This is a genomic window from Pseudomonas sp. B8(2017) (genome assembly GCF_002113575.1).
GTDB classification, from domain to species: Bacteria; Pseudomonadota; Gammaproteobacteria; order Pseudomonadales; family Pseudomonadaceae; genus Aquipseudomonas; species Aquipseudomonas putida_Z.
Window position 1 is genome coordinate 448208 of sequence record NZ_NEIO01000002.1, and the last position, 16118, is coordinate 464325.

At 64.9% G+C, this 16118-nt stretch carries 7 protein-coding genes; 1 reads left to right on the forward strand and 6 read right to left on the reverse strand.

The genetic code is table 11. From position 1 onward, the window contains the following. Positions 1 to 82: 82 nt before the first annotated feature. Entirely contained in the window at positions 83 to 1351 is a 1269-nt protein-coding gene (locus tag CAG22_RS05520; RefSeq protein ID WP_085704816.1) for a cation:dicarboxylate symporter family transporter, read from the reverse strand. 27 nt (positions 1352 to 1378) lie between these two features. Continuing rightward, entirely contained in the window at positions 1379 to 1792 is a 414-nt protein-coding gene (locus tag CAG22_RS05525; RefSeq protein WP_085704817.1) for a VOC family protein, read from the reverse strand. A 90-nt stretch (positions 1793 to 1882) separates the two neighbouring features. Between CAG22_RS05525 and CAG22_RS05530 the strand changes: the two genes are divergently transcribed. Continuing rightward, positions 1883 to 2740 (forward strand): LysR family transcriptional regulator, encoded by an 858-nt coding sequence (locus CAG22_RS05530; RefSeq protein WP_075045131.1) that lies wholly within the window; start codon positions 1883 to 1885, stop codon positions 2738 to 2740. 9 nt (positions 2741 to 2749) lie between these two features. Here the strand turns inward: CAG22_RS05530 and CAG22_RS05535 are convergent, their stop codons facing one another. The 4 genes from CAG22_RS05535 to CAG22_RS05550 are packed head-to-tail and all read right to left on the reverse strand — an operon-like array spanning position 2750 to position 15731. Beyond that, positions 2750 to 3937 (reverse strand): HlyD family efflux transporter periplasmic adaptor subunit, encoded by a 1188-nt coding sequence (locus CAG22_RS05535; protein WP_085704819.1) that lies wholly within the window; start codon positions 3935 to 3937, stop codon positions 2750 to 2752. After that, on the reverse strand, positions 3927 to 6089 hold the full coding sequence (locus CAG22_RS05540; protein WP_085704821.1) for a type I secretion system permease/ATPase: 2163 nt from the start codon (positions 6087 to 6089) through the stop codon (positions 3927 to 3929). Before CAG22_RS05540 ends, CAG22_RS05535 begins: the two co-directional genes overlap by 11 nt. Continuing rightward, a complete protein-coding gene (locus CAG22_RS05545; RefSeq protein ID WP_025338979.1) occupies positions 6079 to 7350 on the reverse strand; it encodes a TolC family protein in 1272 nt (423 codons plus the stop codon). The genes CAG22_RS05540 and CAG22_RS05545 overlap by 11 nt, the downstream gene beginning before the upstream one ends. After that, a complete protein-coding gene (locus tag CAG22_RS05550) occupies positions 7350 to 15731 on the reverse strand; it encodes an Ig-like domain-containing protein (RefSeq protein ID WP_085704823.1) in 8382 nt (2793 codons plus the stop codon). The genes CAG22_RS05545 and CAG22_RS05550 overlap by 1 nt, the downstream gene beginning before the upstream one ends. Positions 15732 to 16118: the final 387 nt, after the last annotated feature.

Sequence of the window (16118 nt, forward strand, 5' to 3'; positions counted from 1 at the left end):
TGGCCGTATCCCCAAATGGGCAGGTTTTCAGGGATGCAGCAATTCCCGTTCCAAACGCCTGGCTGAACGAGCCTCCCCTCTGCTATCGAGATGATTGCTCCGTAACCACCACATCAGCCGGTAATGTTCCAGCGCGGCTTTCCCATTTGGCGACCACGATCGGCGCCAGGGCATTGCCGAGTACGTTCAGTGCCGTAACGGGCATGTCCATCAATCGATATACCCCTGCAATCAGGGCCACGCCTTCCAATGGCAAACCTGCCGCTGTCAGGGTTGCAGTCAGAATCACAAACATGAACCCGGGCACTCCGGCAGCGCCTTTGGACGTCAATACCATGATGAATACCAGCATGACCTGGTCGGCCAGGGCCAGTTCAATATTGTAGGCCTGCGCGATAAACAGCGTACCCAGGCCCGCAAACAGCGACGCGCCATCCAGATTGAATGAATAACCCAACGGGATCACCAGCGACGTGATCGCTCGCGGCACACCCCGAGCTTCGGTCTTGGCCATCAATTGCGGCATGACGGTGGCGGAACTCGCGCTGCTGAAGGCCAGTATCAGTTCATCCTTGAAGGCCTTGATGATCTCGAAGATGTTCTCGCCAACAGCCCTGGCAACAAGGCCCAGCACGGCAATCGCGAAGAACAGTACCGCCACATAAGTAATGGCTATCAGTTTTGCCAGCGGCATCAGTGAATCAATCCCGAAGGTCGACACCGTGACAGCTATCAGCGCAAAGATGCCGATCGGTGAGTAGGCCATGACCATATGAGTGACCTTGAACATGGTATCCACTACCGTCTGCAGCACGGCAACCAAAGGCTGCCTCCTGGGTTCATCCAGCGTAGACAGTGCCACCCCGAACAAGATGGCGAAGAACAGTACCGACAACAGCTTCGCCTCTGCCATTGCGGCCACTACATTGTCAGGAATGATGCCCAACAATACCTTGCCGAGCCCTGCCGAACCATTTTGCACCGGTGGCACTGCTTCACTCGCCGATGAAACGACGAAGCCCGCACCGGCGCCTGGCTGGAGCACGTTACCGACCAGCAGGCCGAAAATGATTGCGACCCCGGTCACGACAAAGAAATAGACAAGACTCTTTGTTCCCACCCGCCCCAAGGCGCGTTTGCCAGAGCCGGCTATGCCTACCACCATGCAGGAAAACACCAGCGGCACGATGATCATTTTCATCAGTTTTATAAACGCGTCGCCCGCCGGCTGTAGCACTTGCTCGATCCACCCCCCCTTGTAATCGGGAAAATGATTCAACAACACGCCAACGCATATACCGACAGCCAGACCAATTGCAATTTGCGTGATTAAATTTATTTTTATTCTCACAGGACTGATCTCTGTTTTTATAATACACTAGAAAGCAAAGACTGCATTCAAATTCTTGAACCCCTTGATTTCGATCGGGTTACCACTTGGATCCAGGAAAAACATTGTCCTCTGCTCGCCAGGCTCACCCTCGAAACGTACAACCGGTGGAATTTCGAACTGCACGCCCAGAAATTCAAGGCGTTCAGCCAAGGCTTGCCAGCGATCCAGAGGCAATATCACCCCGATATGAGGCATCAGTACAAGGTGCGGGCCGACCTTGCCAGTGCGGCTGGTTTCAAAGGGCTTGCCCACATGCAGAGATATCTGGTGACCAAAGAACTCGAAGTCTACCCACGTATCAGTGCTACGCCCCTCGACACAGCCAAGAACCTCTTTATAGAATTTTCTTGCTTCATCCAGATCTTTGACATGATAAGCAACATGAAAGGGTGTCAACATGATGGTACTCCTCGAACGGAGCCACTATCCTCACACCGCCCGGCATTCATGTACACCAATTGACACTTGGTCTGAGCATAAGCATTACTTATGGACATTCAAAATCTGGAAAGCCTCATATCTGTTGTTGAATGCGGCTCCATTGCGGGTGCGGCAAAGAAAGCAAATGTTTCAGCCGCCGCAATAAGTTTGCGCATTCGAAACCTGGAGAAACACTTGGGCTGCACTCTCTTCAATAGAGAGGCACACGCGATAAGGCCGACAGAAAAGCTGCTGGCATTGATTCCACGGATACGTTGCATCGTCGAGCATGCCAATCAGCTCAGGAACGACCTGAACGCCGATACGCTGACCGGGGAACTGCGCATTGGCGCCATATCAACCGCCCTCACCGGCCTTGTACCGGCAGCACTGGAGCATTTGTCATCCTCCGCGCCCGACCTCAAACTCACCATCACGCCCGGTGACTCGAAACTGCTTCATGACAAGCTGATCAATCAGGAACTGGATGCGGCAATTCTGGTGGCGCCACCCTTCAAGACAGCAAAATCGTTGAGAACGCTCACGTTGCGCAGCGAACCGCTGTGCTTGTTGGCACCTGCCGCGGCCTCCCGGGCTGAAGCGCAGGCAATGCTGGCCACCGGGCCCTATATCCGATATGCCGTGGACTCCTGGGGCGGCCTGATAACCCAGCGTTATCTGGACGATCTGGGCCTCGCGCCCAGCGTGGCTTGCGACCTGGATGCGCTCGAGGCCATCAGCCTGTTGGTGTCGCTGGGGCAAGGTGTTTCCTTGGTACCGCAATGGCCGTCATTGCTGGAGCAATCGCCGAACGCCCGGATTCTGAGCGAAGAACCCAGGTACTGCCGCGACATAGTGCTGGCCTACAGTGCCGGCCATCACCGCACATCGGCAATCAAGCTGCTGGCATCCGTACTGATGGCCTGACACCCCAGTTCAGTACAGACGGGCCTTGATCAGCGGGCGCAGCAAGTAATTGAGCACGCTGCGCTTGCCGCTGAGGATATCCACCTCGGCAACCATGCCGGGGATGATCGGCAACACCTCCTCGCCGCGCTTGAGCTGGCTGCCGTCAGTGCGGATCAGCACCTGGTAGAACGACTCCTTGCCATGGGGCGTGTCCTCCTCGATGGTGTCGGCGCTGATCTGCTCCAGAGTGCCCTTGAGGTCGCCATAGATGCTGAAGTCGTAGGCGGTGATCTTCACCTTGGCCGGCATGCCCGGCACCAGGAAGGCCACGTCGCGCGGCTTGATCCTGGCCTCGACGAGCAGGCGGTCCTCCACCGGGATCACTTCCATGATCGCCTCGCCGGGCTGGATCACCCCGCCACGGGTGTTGATCAGCACGGTGTTGACTCGCCCACGCACCGGCGAAACGATCCCGGTACGGCGCAGCTGGTCCTGGCGCTGCTGGACAATCGGCTCCAGGGCACTGAGGTCGGCCTTGCGCTGTGAGCGTTCGGTATAGGCATCCTGGAAGTAGCTGCTCTTCAGCTCGGTCAGCTTGCCGTTGAGGGTAGCGATGTCCTGGCTCAGCCGCAGCGCCTCCATCTGGCTCACCGCACGCTTGGCCACCAGCGGGCGGACCAGGTCGAGCTGGCTCTGGGCCAGGCTGATCTGCCTCTGGATCGCCTGGCTGCCTTCGAGCAGCTTGTCCCGCCGCGACTTGAACAGCTCGCGCTCGGAACGTGCCAACGGCCCTTGCGGGTCGATGTCCGGCGGGAACTCGATGGCCGCCTTGCCCAGCACTTCGGCGTCCAGCCGGGCGATGGCCGCGCGCAGCACCCCGGCCTGGTTGGCCGACTCCTGGAAATTGGTGAGAAAGCGCGTCTCGTCCAGGCGCAGGAGCGGCTGGCCGACCTCCACCAGGTCGCCCTCCTGCACCAGCAGACGGTCGAGAATGCCCCCTTCCAGGCTCTGGATCTTCTGGATACGGCTGAACGGCACCACCCGCCCATCGCCGCGCGTCACTTCATCGAGCTCTGCCCAGGCGGCCCAGGCGACGAACAGCAAGACGCTGCCGAGCAGGGTCCAGAGCAGCGGGCGATAGACCGGGTGAGTGGTCGCCAGCAACGGGTCGGCCAGTTGCCGGCGCAGCACTACAGAACTTTTTTCAGCTGCCATGGCCGGCTCCTTCGGCGACCTGTGGCGCCTGCACCTGGTTGCCCAGCACCACCTGGTTCAGCGGGCCGTCCATGATCACCTGGCCGTTGCGCAGCACCACCGCACGGTCCACCAGCGCCAAGACGCTTTTCTTGTGGGTGGTGATGATCAGGGTACGGCGGCCCAGCCATTTCTGCAGGTAGTCGATGACCTGCTTCTCGCTGTTCTGGTCGAAGGCCGCGGTCGGCTCGTCGAGCAGCAGGATCGGCGGGTCCTGCAGCAGCACCCGGGCCAACCCCACCGCCTGGCGCTGGCCACCGGAGAGACTGGCGTTGCCCTGGATCGGCATGTCCAGCCCCAACGGGTGGGCGCGTACGAAAGTGCCCAGCCCCACGCCATCGAGGGCTTCCAGCAATTCCTCGTCGCCCAGCGCGGCGTTGGCCAGGTTGAGGTTTTCCCGCAGGCTGCCGTGGAACAGCGCCACGTCCTGCGGCAAGTAGCCGATGCCGCGCTGGCGGTCGGCCGGGTCGAGCTGGCTCAGGGCGATATCGTCCAGCAACAGCCGGCCGGATTGCGCGTCGAGCAGGCCGCTGAGCAGCCGCAGCAGGGTCGACTTGCCGGCGCCGTTGCCGCCGAGCAGCGCCACCCGCTCACCGGCCTGGATGTTCAGCGCCTGCACGTCGACCACCGGTGGGCTGTCGCCGTGGGCCAGGCGCAGCGCCTCCAGGCGGTAATGCCCGTGGAGCCGGTCGCGGTGCACGAAGCGCTTGCCGGCGGGCCGCTCCTGCTCGGCGGACATCAGCTGGTCGAGGCCCTCCAGCGCCACCTTGGTGTGCTGCCAGCGGCCAAGAATGGCGGCAGCCTGGGACAGCGGTGCGATGGCCCGCGAGGCCAGGATCGAACAGGCCACCAGGGCACCGACGGTCATCGCGCCGTCGCTTATCCGGTAGACGCCGAACACCACCACCCCGACATAGCACAGCTGCTGGACGATGCTCGCCGAATAGCTGAGGGTCGAGGCCAGGGCGTGGGTCTTCATTGCGGTACCGGCCAGTTCCCCGGTGAGCGTCTCCCACTGCTGGCGGCAGCGGCCTTCGGCACGCGCGGCCTTGACCGTCTCCAGGTGTTCGAAGGCTTCCAGCAGCACGCTGTTCTTCATCGCCCCCTCGCGCAGGTTCTGGCGCGACAGGTGCCCCAGCAGGCGCTGGGTCAGCAGCCCCGGCAGCAGCATCAACACGCAGGCCACCAGCGGCACCCAGACCACATGGCCACCGATCACGGCAATGATCAACAGGAAGATCACCACGAACGGCAGGTCGCTGATCAGTGCGGCGCTGGACGAAGTGAAGAATTCGCGGACCGACTCGAACTCACGCACCTGGGTACTGAACGCGCCCATCGACGCCGGTTTGGCGGCGATCCGGGTGCTCAGCACACGCGCGAACAGCAGGCTCGACAACTGCAGGTCCAGGCGCTTGCCGAGAACGTTCAGCAGGTGCCCGCGAAGGATCCGCAATACCCCGTCGACGATGATCGCCAGGGCCACGCCGCTGGCGAGTATCCATAGGGTATCGAAGGCCGCGTTGGGTACCACGCGGTCGTACACCTGCATGGCGAACAGCGCCGAGGCGACGGCCAGGACGTTGGCCACCAGGGCCGCCGCCGTGACTTCCGCATAAGAGCGCCAGAGCCGCTTGAGCGGCCCGAAGAACCAGTGTTCCGGCAGGCCGCTGGCGTAGTCGCCCACCCGCCCGTCGGGGTGGTAGCGGCACTTGGCGAACACCGCCGTGCCGCTGTAAAGCGCCTCCAGAACGGGCAGCGCCATGCACTCACGGCCGCCGTCGCTCTGCGGCACCAGCACCTCGTACTGCTCACCCTCGATGCCAACCAGCAGCAGGCTGCGGCCATCGTCGAGCAACAGCAGGGCCGGCAGCAGGTAGGCGTCCATCTGCCGCAACGGCAGCTCCGCAACCCTGGCAGTGATGTCGGCGCGGCGCAGGGCGCGGGCGACCAGGCGCAGCGGCAGGCGTCCGTGCTCCAGCGCCAGGCCGTCGACCAGCTCGGCGTCGCCCAGCGGCCGGCCCAGTTGCCGGCACAGCAGCAGCAGGCCCTGGCGCAGCGGGTCGTCGTGGTTCAGGGTCACGACATTATCCGGGGTTTGTTCAACTTCCATGATTCAACCGATTCTCCAGTAATGCCCCCAACAGCCCGACCTGCGCGGCCGCCCGGTACTCGATGCGCTTGCGCTCGATGTGCAGATTGATCAATTGCCGCTCGGCCTCGAAGCGTTCGCGCTGCACATTGAGCAAGTCGATCACGTCGCGCCGGCCGACCTCGAACTGCTCGCGGTACAGCTCGCCCACCTGCTCCGACTCCGTCACCTGCTGGCTCAGCGACTGCTCCCGCCAGCGCAGCGTGTCACCGTTGTCGAACAGCGTCTGCAACTGCCGGCGGATGTCACGTTGCATCGCATCGGCCGTCCATTGCGCCGACTCCAGACGCTGTTGCGCAGCGGTCGGCCGGCGGAAGTTGGAAAGCCCCTGGAAGGTATCCATGCGAAAGCGCAGCGACATCACCGAGTCGCTTTCCGGGCGACCGCCGATCTCCCGGCGCAACGCGGAGGCCTCCAGGTTCAACTGCGGCAGCAATGAAGCCTTGGCCTCGCGGACTTGCGCCTCGGCGACATTGGCGTCCTCCAACGCCTTGCGCTGCAACGGTGACTCGCGGATCACCCGCGTCATGTCGCTGGCAGCCAGGTAGCGCTGCAGCGACATCGGCTCGGGCTCCACCAGCTCGGAGGGGTCCTGGCCAACCAGGATCGCGTACTGGTTGCGCGCGTCCTGCAGGTTGCCCTTCTCCAGCGACAGCTGTTCCTGGGCACGCGCCAGTTCGAGGTTGGCGCGGTCCAGTTCGCTGCGGTCGGCGTAACCGTCGCTGCCGCGCGCCTGGGTCATCTCGCGGATGCCGTCGAGGCGCTGGATGTGCTGGCGCACCGTCTCCACCCGGCGCTCCGAAGCAAGCACATCGAGATAGGTCTCGACGATATCCAGCGCCGCATCGTCGCGCGCCACCAGCACCGCCTCGGACAGCTTGCGCCGGGTGGCACTGGCGCTGTCGACCTTGCTCGTCACCCTTCCCCAGTCATACAGCATCTGCGAGACGGTGACGTCGTAGACGACCTCGCCAACGTCGAACTCCTGCGGCCCTCCGGACATGGTGACAGAGGGGTAATAGCCGCCCTTGGCGATCTCAACCTCGGTGCCCGCACGGTCCGCCTCGGCCATCGCCGAACGCACCTGCGGGTGGATCGCCAACCCCGCCCGCACCGCCTGGTCGAGCGGGATGGCCGGGGCGGACAACGGCAGCCCCAGGCACAGGAGCCAGAGGGCTCCCGCGCCACGGCGCCGTCCCTTGAGCACGGACAGGCCGCGCATCAGACCACGACCTGTACCGTGTTGTCCTCGATCAGCAGGGTACTGCTGCCAAAGTTGTAGACATCGTAGGTAATGCCGTTGAGCTGCTGCGTGGTCCCGGTGTTCACGGCACCCACCACGTTGAGGGTGTCGTTGCTCTCGCCGGTAATCTGCAGCACGTTGTTGGCATCGGTGATGGCGTCGACCTCCGCCGCGGTCAGGGTCAGCACGCTCCCCGAGTCGCCCTTGCCGAGGTCGATACGCTCGATGTTGGAGAGCGTGCCGACGCCGACCGCGTTGTAGTCAAGGTCGATGCCATCGGCCAGGATCAGGGTGTCGAAGCCCGCGCCGCCGTCGATGCTGGTGAAGTTGGTCGCAGTGATCTGGATGGCGTCGTTGCCGTCGCCGGCCACTACCTGATCGCCGGTCCCCACGTTGAAGATCAGGTCGTTGCCATCACCTCCATTGATGTGCTCCGAACTGCCGCTCGCCCCGGACATGACATCGTCCCCCGAGGTGCCGTTGACGTCGATCTGGCCGATATTCAGCGACAGCCCGTTGGGGGCCAGGGTGATGCCGTAGGCCGAGCTGTCGTTGCCGTTGGTGTCGGTGGCGACGATGTTGAACGAGATCTGCGAACCGAGGTTGAGGATATCGGTGATGTTCAGCCCCAGCTGGGTGAGGACGGTCGGGCTCAGCAGGTTCAGCGAGAAGTTGCCCGAGCTGTCCGCCTGGATCGGCAGCAGTTCGACGTTCAGCGCAGGGGTGATGACACGGATCACCACGCTGGAGTCCGGCTCGGTGGTGCCGCTGAAACCGAACCGCGGGTTCAGCGGGTTGAGGCTGACATCGACGCCGAAGTTGCCGATGGTCACTGGCTGCTCGATGCTGCCGCCAACGCCGATGGTTGCCACATTGCTCGTGTTGCCGGCCGGATCCTCGCCGGTTACCGAAACCTGGGCGTTGAGCAACTGGTCCAGGGTAAGGTCGATGTCCAGGTCGGTGAGCAGGTTCAGCGAAGCCAGCCCGCTGTTGTCGGCTGTCACCGTGGCGGTGGCGGTGACGCCGCCGATGTCCACTTCAACCGTAAGTTCGGTTCCCGGATCGGTGGAGATGGTCAGGATGCTGCCCACCAGCGACAGCACCGGGGTCGCAGGCGGGATGGTGTCGACGGTGAACGGCACCGGGGTCGAAGCAGTACCGCCATTGATGTCCGCGGTGACGGTAGAGGCGCCCTCCGGGAACGGCCCCATGCCACCGCCAGGGGGAATGGTCACGGTGACGCTGCCGGCCAGGATATCGCTGGCGGTGATGGTGTGCGTTGCCTGCGTCTCGTAGCCGTTCTGCCCGGCGAAGGCGACGGTGATCACCTGGCCGACCTGCATGGTCGGGCGGATCGTCACGTCGACCTGGATGCCGTCGCTGATTTCCGCAGCGTTGATCCAGGTGTCGGAGGCTTCCGGCACACTGATGGTCGGCGGCGCCAGGTCCGGCGCGTTGATCGTCGCCGGGCCGCTGATGTTACCGGCAGCGTCGGCGGTAACCCCGCTGATCAGCTCGCCGGTGATCAGCGGTGGCGCCAACGGCAGGCTGAAGTTACCGGCGCCGTCGACATTCACCGTGATCGGGTTGGCGGTATCGCCGTCGATCACGAGGCGTACCTGGCTGTTCGGCTCGGCGGTACCGGTCAGCAGCGCACCGTCGGCACTGATGCTCAACAGCGGTGCCGACGGCGCCACCGAGTCGACCGTGGTACTGGCCGGGCCACTGCTGTTGCCGGCGGCGTCCTCGGCCACCGCGTTGACCACCGTGCCATTGGCCAGCGGCGTGGTTGGGGTGAAACTCCAGTCGCCACTGCCGTCGGCGGTCGTCTCGCCGATCGGGTTGCCGCCACCATCGGTGAGGATGACGGTGGCGCCGGGCTCAGCAGTACCCGTGAGGACCACACCATTGCTCGGCTCGATAGTCGGCGCGGCCGGGGCGATGGCGTCAACGGTGACGCTGCTCGGCCCGCTGGTATTGCCGGCCGGGTCCTGGGCCACGGCGTTGATCACCGTGCCGTTGGCCAGCGGCGTGCCGGGCGTGAACGACCAGTTGCCACTGCCGTCGGCGGTCGTCTCACCGATCGGGTTGCCGTTGCCGTCGGTGAGGATCACCTTGGCCCCGGCTTCGGCGGTACCACTGATCTCGGTGCCGTTGCTCGGCTCGATCGTCGGCTGGCCGGGGGCTACCGCATCCACCGTGGTGCTGACCTGTGGGGTGCTGGTGTTGCCGGCGGCGTCCTGGGCCACGGCGTTGATCACCGTGCCGTTGGCCAGCGGCGCACCAGGCGTGAAGGCCCAGTTGCCAGTGCCGTCAGCGGTCGTCTCGCCGATCGGGTTGCCGTTGCCGTCGGTGAGGATCACCTTCGCCCCGGCTTCAGCGCTACCCGTGATCACGGTCCCGTTGCTCGGGTCGATCGTCGGCTGGCCAGGTGCGACTGAATCCACCGTGGTGCTGCCCGGCAGGCTGGTATTGCCGGCCGGGTCCTGGGCCACGGCGTTGATCACCGTGCCGTTGGCCAGCGCAGGCGCAGGCGTGAAGGTCCAGTTGCCACTGCCGTCGGCGGTCGTCTCGCCGATCGGGTTGCCGCTGCCGTCGGTGAGGATCACCTTGGTCCCGGCTTCGGCGGTACCACTGATCACCACCCCGTTGCTCGGGCTGATAATCGGTGCGGCCGGGGCGATGGCGTCAACGGTGACGCTGGCCGGCCCGCTGGTATTGCCGGCCGGGTCCTGGGCCACGGCGTTGATCACCGTGCCGTTGGCCAGCGGCGTGCCGGGCGTGAACGACCAGTTGCCGCTGCCGTCGGCGACGGTCTGGCCGATCGGGTTGCCGCTGCCGTCGGTGAGGATCACCCTGGCGCCGGCTTCAGCGGTACCACTGATCTCGGTACCGTTGCTCGGCTCGATCGTCGGCTGGCCAGGAGCTACCGCATCCACCGTGGTGCTGACTTGTGGGGTGCTGGTGTTGCCAGCGGCGTCCTGGGCCACGGCATTGATGACCGTGCCGTTGACCAGCGGCGTAACGGGCGTGAACGACCAGTTGCCGCTGCCGTCGGCAGTGGTCTGGCCGATCGGGTTGCCGCTGCCGTCAGTGAGGATCACCTTGGCCCCGGCCTCAGCCGTACCACTGATCACCACCCCGTTGCTCGGGTTGATGACCGGTGCGGCCGGCGCGACGGCGTCAACGGTGGCACTGGTCGGCCCGCTGGTGTTGCCGGACGGGTCCTGAGCCACGGCGTTGATCACCGTGCCGTTGCCAAGCGCAGGCGAAGGCGTGAAGGCCCAGTTGCCACTGCCATCGGCGGTCGTCTGGCCGATCGGGTTGCCGCTGCCGTCGGTGAGGATCACCTCGGCTCCGGCTTCGGCGGTACCACTGATCACCACCCCGTTGCTCGGGTTGATGATTGGTGCAGCCGGGGCGATGGCGTCAACGGTGACGCTGGCCGGCCCGCTGGTGTTGCCGGCCGGGTCCTGGGCCACGGCGTTTATCACCGTGCCGTTGGCCAGCGGCGTGCCGGGCGTGAACGACCAGTTGCCGCTGCCGTCGGCGGTAGTCTGACCTATCGGGTTGCCGCCGCCGTCGGTGAGGATGACAGTGGCGCCGGCTTCGGCAGTACCACTGATTTCCGTGCCATTGCTCGGCTCGACCACCGGAGCGGCCGGCGCCACGCCGTCCACGGTAATGACCGCCGGTGCACTATCGGTCCCACCGGGGTTGCGCGCCACCGCGTTGACCACGGTGCCATCCGGCAACGGAATGCCGGGTGTGAACGACCAGTTACCGGTGCCGTCGGCGGTGACCTGGCCGATCGGGTTGCCGCTGCCATCGGTGAGGATAATGGTGTTACCGGCATCGGCAGTACCGCTGATCACCGAGCCGTTACTCGGGTCGACCTGCGGAATCGACGGCAGCGACGAGTCCACGGTGGTGCTACCTGGAGCACCCGTATTGCCGGCGGCATCGGTCGCCGTGGCGTTGACCACGGTACCATTGGGCAGTTGCGTGCCCGGGGTGAACGTCCAGTTGCCGCTGCCGTCGGCAGTGACTTCGCCAATCGGATTACCATTGCCATCGGTGAGAGTCACGGTGCTGTTCGGCTCGGCAGTACCGTTGATCACGGCGCCGTTGCTCGGATTGACCACTGGCGCGGCGGGTGCGATCGAATCCACCGTGGTGCTGCCCTGCGGGCCAGTGTTGCCGGCTGGGTCCTGGGCGACGGCGTTGACCACCGTGCCATTGGCCAGCGGCGTGGTCGGGGTGAAGCTCCAGTCGCCGTTGCCGTCGGCGGTGGTTTGGCCGATGGGGTTGCCGCTGCCATCGGTCAGGATGACGGTGCTGCCCGGCTCGGCGGTGCCGCTGATTTCGCTGCCGTTGCTTGGCTCGACGACTGGTGCGGCCGGGGCTACCGAGTCCACTGTGGTGGCGGCCTGCGGACCGGTGTTGCCGGTCGGGTCGGTTGCCGTGGCGATGATTACGGTACCGTTGGCCAGCGGCAAGCCGGGGGTGAAGCTCCAGGTGCCGCTGCCGTCGGCGGTGATCTGGGCGATCGGGTTGCCGCCGAGGTCGGTCAGGGTGACGGTGGCGCCCGCTTCAGCGGTACCGTTGATGGTCGCGCCGTTGGTGGGATTGATTACCGGTGCAGCCGGCGCGCTGGAATCGACGGTGACCGTCGCTGCCGGGCTGGTGTTGCCCGCCGGGTCGCTCGCCGTGGCATTGACCACGGTGCCATCGGGCAACGGCGTGGCTGGGGTGAACGTCCAGTTACCGCTGCCGTCAGCGGTGGCTTCGCCAATCGGATTACCACTGCCGTCGGTGAGGGTCACGGTGCTGTTTGGCTCGGCGCTGCCGCTAAGAATGCTGCCGTTGCTGAGATTGATGGTAGGTACGCCCGGGGCCACGCCGTCCACGGTGGTGCTGGCCGGCACGCTGGTATTGCCGGCCGGGTCGGTCGCCGTGGCGTTGATCACGGTTCCGTCGGCCAGCGGCGTACCGGGGGTGAAGCTCCAGTCGCCGCTGCCGTCGGCAGTGGTCTGGCCGATCGGGTTGCCGCTGCCATCGGTCAGGGTGATGGTACTGCCTGGCTCGGCGGTGCCGCTGATTTCGCTGCCGTTGCTCAGTTCGACCACTGGTGCGGCCGGGGCTACCGAGTCCACCGTGGTGGCGGCCTGCGGACCGGTGTTGCCGGTCGGGTCGGTTGCCGTGGCGATGATTACGGTACCGTTGGCCAGCGGTGTGCCGGGGGTAAAGCTCCAGTTGCCGCTGCCGTCGGCGGTGACCTGGCCGATCGGGTTGCCGCTGCCATCGGTCAGGGTGACGGTGGCACCCGCTTCAGCGGTACCGCCGATGGTCGTGCCGTTGGTGGGATTGATCACCGGTGCAGCCGGCGCACTGGAGTCGACGGTGACCGTCGCTGCCGGGCTGGTGTTGCCGGCCGGGTCGCTCGCCGTGGCATTGACCACGGTGCCATTGGGCAGCGGCGTGGCTGGGGTGAACGTCCAGCTGCCGCTGCCGTCGGCGGTGACTTCGCCAATCGGATTACCATTGCCGTCGGTGAGGGTTACGGTGCTGTTTGGCTCGGCGGTGCCGCTGAGGCTGCTGCCGTTGCTGAGGTCGATGGTGGGCACACCCGGGGCCACACCGTCCACCGTGGTGCTGCCCTGCCCGCTGGTATTGCCGGCCGGATCGGTCGCCGTGGCATTGACCACGGAGCCATCCGGCAACGGTGTGCCTGGCGTGAACGACCAGTCGCCGTTGCCGTCGGCGGTGGTTTGGCCGATGGGGTTGCCGCTGCCATCGGTCAGGGTGACGGTGCTGCCCGGCTCGGCGGTACCGCTGATTTCGCTGCCGTTGCTCGGCTCGACCACCGGCGCGGCCGGGGCCACCGAGTCCACTGTGGTACTCGATGGAGCGCTGGTGTTGCCGGTCGGGTCGGTCGCGGTGGCGTTCACCACGGTGCCGTTGGGTAACGGGCTGCCCGGTGTGAAACTCCAGTTGCCACTGCCGTCGGCGGTGACCTGGCCGATCGGGTTGCCGCTGCCATCGGTCAGGGTGACGGTGGCACCTGCTTCAGCGGTACCGCCGATGGTCGCGCCGTTACTCGGATTGATTACCGGTGCAGCCGGCGCGCTGGAATCGACGGTGACCGTCGCTGCCGGGCTGGTGTTGCCAGCCGGGTCGCTCGCCGTGGCATTGACCACGGTGCCATCGGGCAACGGCGTGGCTGGGGTGAACGTCCAGTTACCGCTGCCGTCAGCGGTGGCTTCGCCAATCGGATTACCACTGCCGTCGGTGAGGGTCACGGTGCTGTTTGGCTCGGCGCTGCCGCTAAGAATGCTGCCGTTGCTGAGATTGATGGTAGGTACGCCCGGGGCCACGCCATCCACGGTGGTGCTGCCCTGCCCGCTGGTATTGCCGGCCGGGTCGGTCGCCGTGGCATTGACCACGGAGCCATCCGGCAACGGTGTGCCAGGGGTGAACGACCAGTTGCCGCTGCCGTCGGCAGTGGTCTGGCCGATCGGGTTGCCGCTGCCGTCGGTCAGGGTGATGGTGCTGCCCGGCTCGGCGGTACCGCTGATTTCGCTACCGTTGCTCGGCTGGACCACCGGCGCGGCCGGGGCCACCGAGTCCACTGTGGTGCTTGATGGAGCGCTGGTGTTGCCGGTCGGGTCGGTCGCGGTGGCGTTCACCACGGTGCCGTTGGGTAACGGGCTGCCCGGTGTGAAACTCCAGTTGCCACTGCCGTCGGCGGTGACCTGGCCGATCGGGTTGCCGCTGCCATCGGTCAGGGTGACGGTGCTGCCCGGTTCGGCGGTGCCACTGATCGTGGTGCCATTGCTGGGGTTGACCACTGGTGCGGCCGGGGCCTGCGCATCCACTATCGTGCTCGTCGGAGCGCTGGTGTTGCCAGCTGCATCCTGGGCCACCACGTTGATCACGGTACCGTCGGGCAGCGGTGTCGCGGGGGTGTAGCTCCAGTTGCCACTGCCATCGGCCGTCACCTGGCCGATCGGGTTACCGCTACCATCGGTGAGGGTCACGGTGCTGTTCGGCTCGGCGGTACCGCTGAGGCTGCTGCCGTCGCTCAGGTCGATGGTGGGAGCGCCCGGCGCCACGCTATCCACGGTGGTGCTGCCCTGCCCGCTGGTATTGCCAGCCGCGTCCTGGGCCACCGCGTTGACCACGGTACCATCGGGCAGCGGGGTCGCGGGGGTATAGCTCCAGTTGCCGTTGCCATCGGCCGTCACCTGGCCGATCGGGTTACCGCTGCCATCGGTGAGGGTCACGGTGCTGTTCGGCTCGGCGGTACCACTGAGCTCGGTACCATTGCTCGGGTTGATTACGGGTGCCGCTGGCGCCACGCCGTCGATGATGATGCTGGCGGGCGGGCCGCTGTTACCGGCGGCATCCACTACCACTGCTTTGACCACCGTGCCATCGGGCAGTGGGCTATCGGGTGTGTACGACCAGTTACCGTTGCCGTCGGCAGTAGTCTGGCCGATGGGGTTGCCGTTGCCGTCGGTGAGCACCACGGTGCTGCCCGGCTCGGCGGTACCGCTGAGGCTGGAGCCGTTGCTCGGGTTGATTTGCGGCGCGTCGGGGAAGTCAGGGGCCTGCACGGTCGCGGGCGGGCTGCTATTGCCGGCCGGATCGGTCACCACCACGGTAACCGTTTCACCGTTGGTCAGTGGCGGATTCAGTGGAATCTGGAATTTGCCGTCAGAGCCGACCACCACGCTGACGTCGGTTTGCCCGTCGCCGTTGCTGTCGATGCCCACGGTGGCGCCCGGCTCGGCCGTGCCGCTGATGCTGCTGCCATCCGGGGCAATCTGCAGTCCGCTGGCGGGCGCCGGAGCCGTGGTGTCAGGCGGCACACTGTCACCGCCGCCGCCACCACCACCGCCATCGTTGCTGTTGGCGATCGCGACGCCGCCGCCAATGATCGCAGCCCCAGCCAGCAATGCAGCGCCGGGGCTGAGCCCGGCAATGGTGCCGTCGGCGCCAGTGAGCGACTCGAACCCGGCCGCAGTTTCCTGGGGCACATAACCTGCCACCAGCGGCCCATCGGCAGCGACCGGTGGCAGGTCGACGGCAAGCAGCTTGTCCCGGTCTACCAGGTACAACTGGCTTACCGGCTGCCCCTCGACATAGAAGTTGGCAATGCGCAGGCTCTCGCCAGACTTCAGTTGTACGATCAGGTCCGCCCCGCTTTTTGTGTAGCTCGTCACGCTTTCGGGAGCAATATCCAGAACAATGTTACTGCTCTGAGTAAGCGTCAGGATTCCGTTATCGGGGATTGCGATGGGGGCGGCAGAAGTAACACTTTGAGCGAGGGGAGATACCTTGGCCTGAATCGACATACGTGACAGTCCTTTTGTCTACAGCACGACCGAGCGATCGCACGCGTATATCCACAAATAGCACGACCCCGATAAAACGCCAGACGGGCCTTAAAATATTTAAGGAAGGTGTCTTGCGGGGAGGATTATCATCAAGGTTCGCAAAAATCTACTTGGTCTATTACTTTTGAGTTAGCCCTTCCTCACCGCAGGATGGCGTAACTGAAAGTTGGTGTTAACAGGAAGGTATTAGTTGAAAAGTAGCCGCCCCCACACCTTGATAAATGCAAACAAATCGTGTTTGCTTCCAGCTCCTGACGGACCTTTCAACTTGAGCCTGGGTAAGCCCGACAGCAAGGCAGATTATCGAGCAACATGAGACAGTAGGCCGCTCGGTGCTGGCCTTCG

Excerpts from the sequence above, each read along its gene's own strand:
- CAG22_RS05525 (WP_085704817.1), bottom strand. The coding sequence starts at position 1,792 with ATGTTGACACCCTTTCATGTTGCTTATCATGTCAAAGATCTGGATGAA.
- CAG22_RS05530 (WP_075045131.1), top strand. The coding sequence starts at position 1,883 with ATGGACATTCAAAATCTGGAAAGCCTCATATCTGTTGTTGAATGCGGC.
- CAG22_RS05535 (WP_085704819.1), bottom strand. The coding sequence starts at position 3,937 with ATGGCAGCTGAAAAAAGTTCTGTAGTGCTGCGCCGGCAACTGGCCGAC.
- CAG22_RS05540 (WP_085704821.1), bottom strand. The coding sequence starts at position 6,089 with ATGGAAGTTGAACAAACCCCGGATAATGTCGTGACCCTGAACCACGAC.
- CAG22_RS05545 (WP_025338979.1), bottom strand. The coding sequence starts at position 7,350 with ATGCGCGGCCTGTCCGTGCTCAAGGGACGGCGCCGTGGCGCGGGAGCC.
- CAG22_RS05550 (WP_085704823.1), bottom strand. The coding sequence starts at position 15,731 with ATGTCGATTCAGGCCAAGGTATCTCCCCTCGCTCAAAGTGTTACTTCT.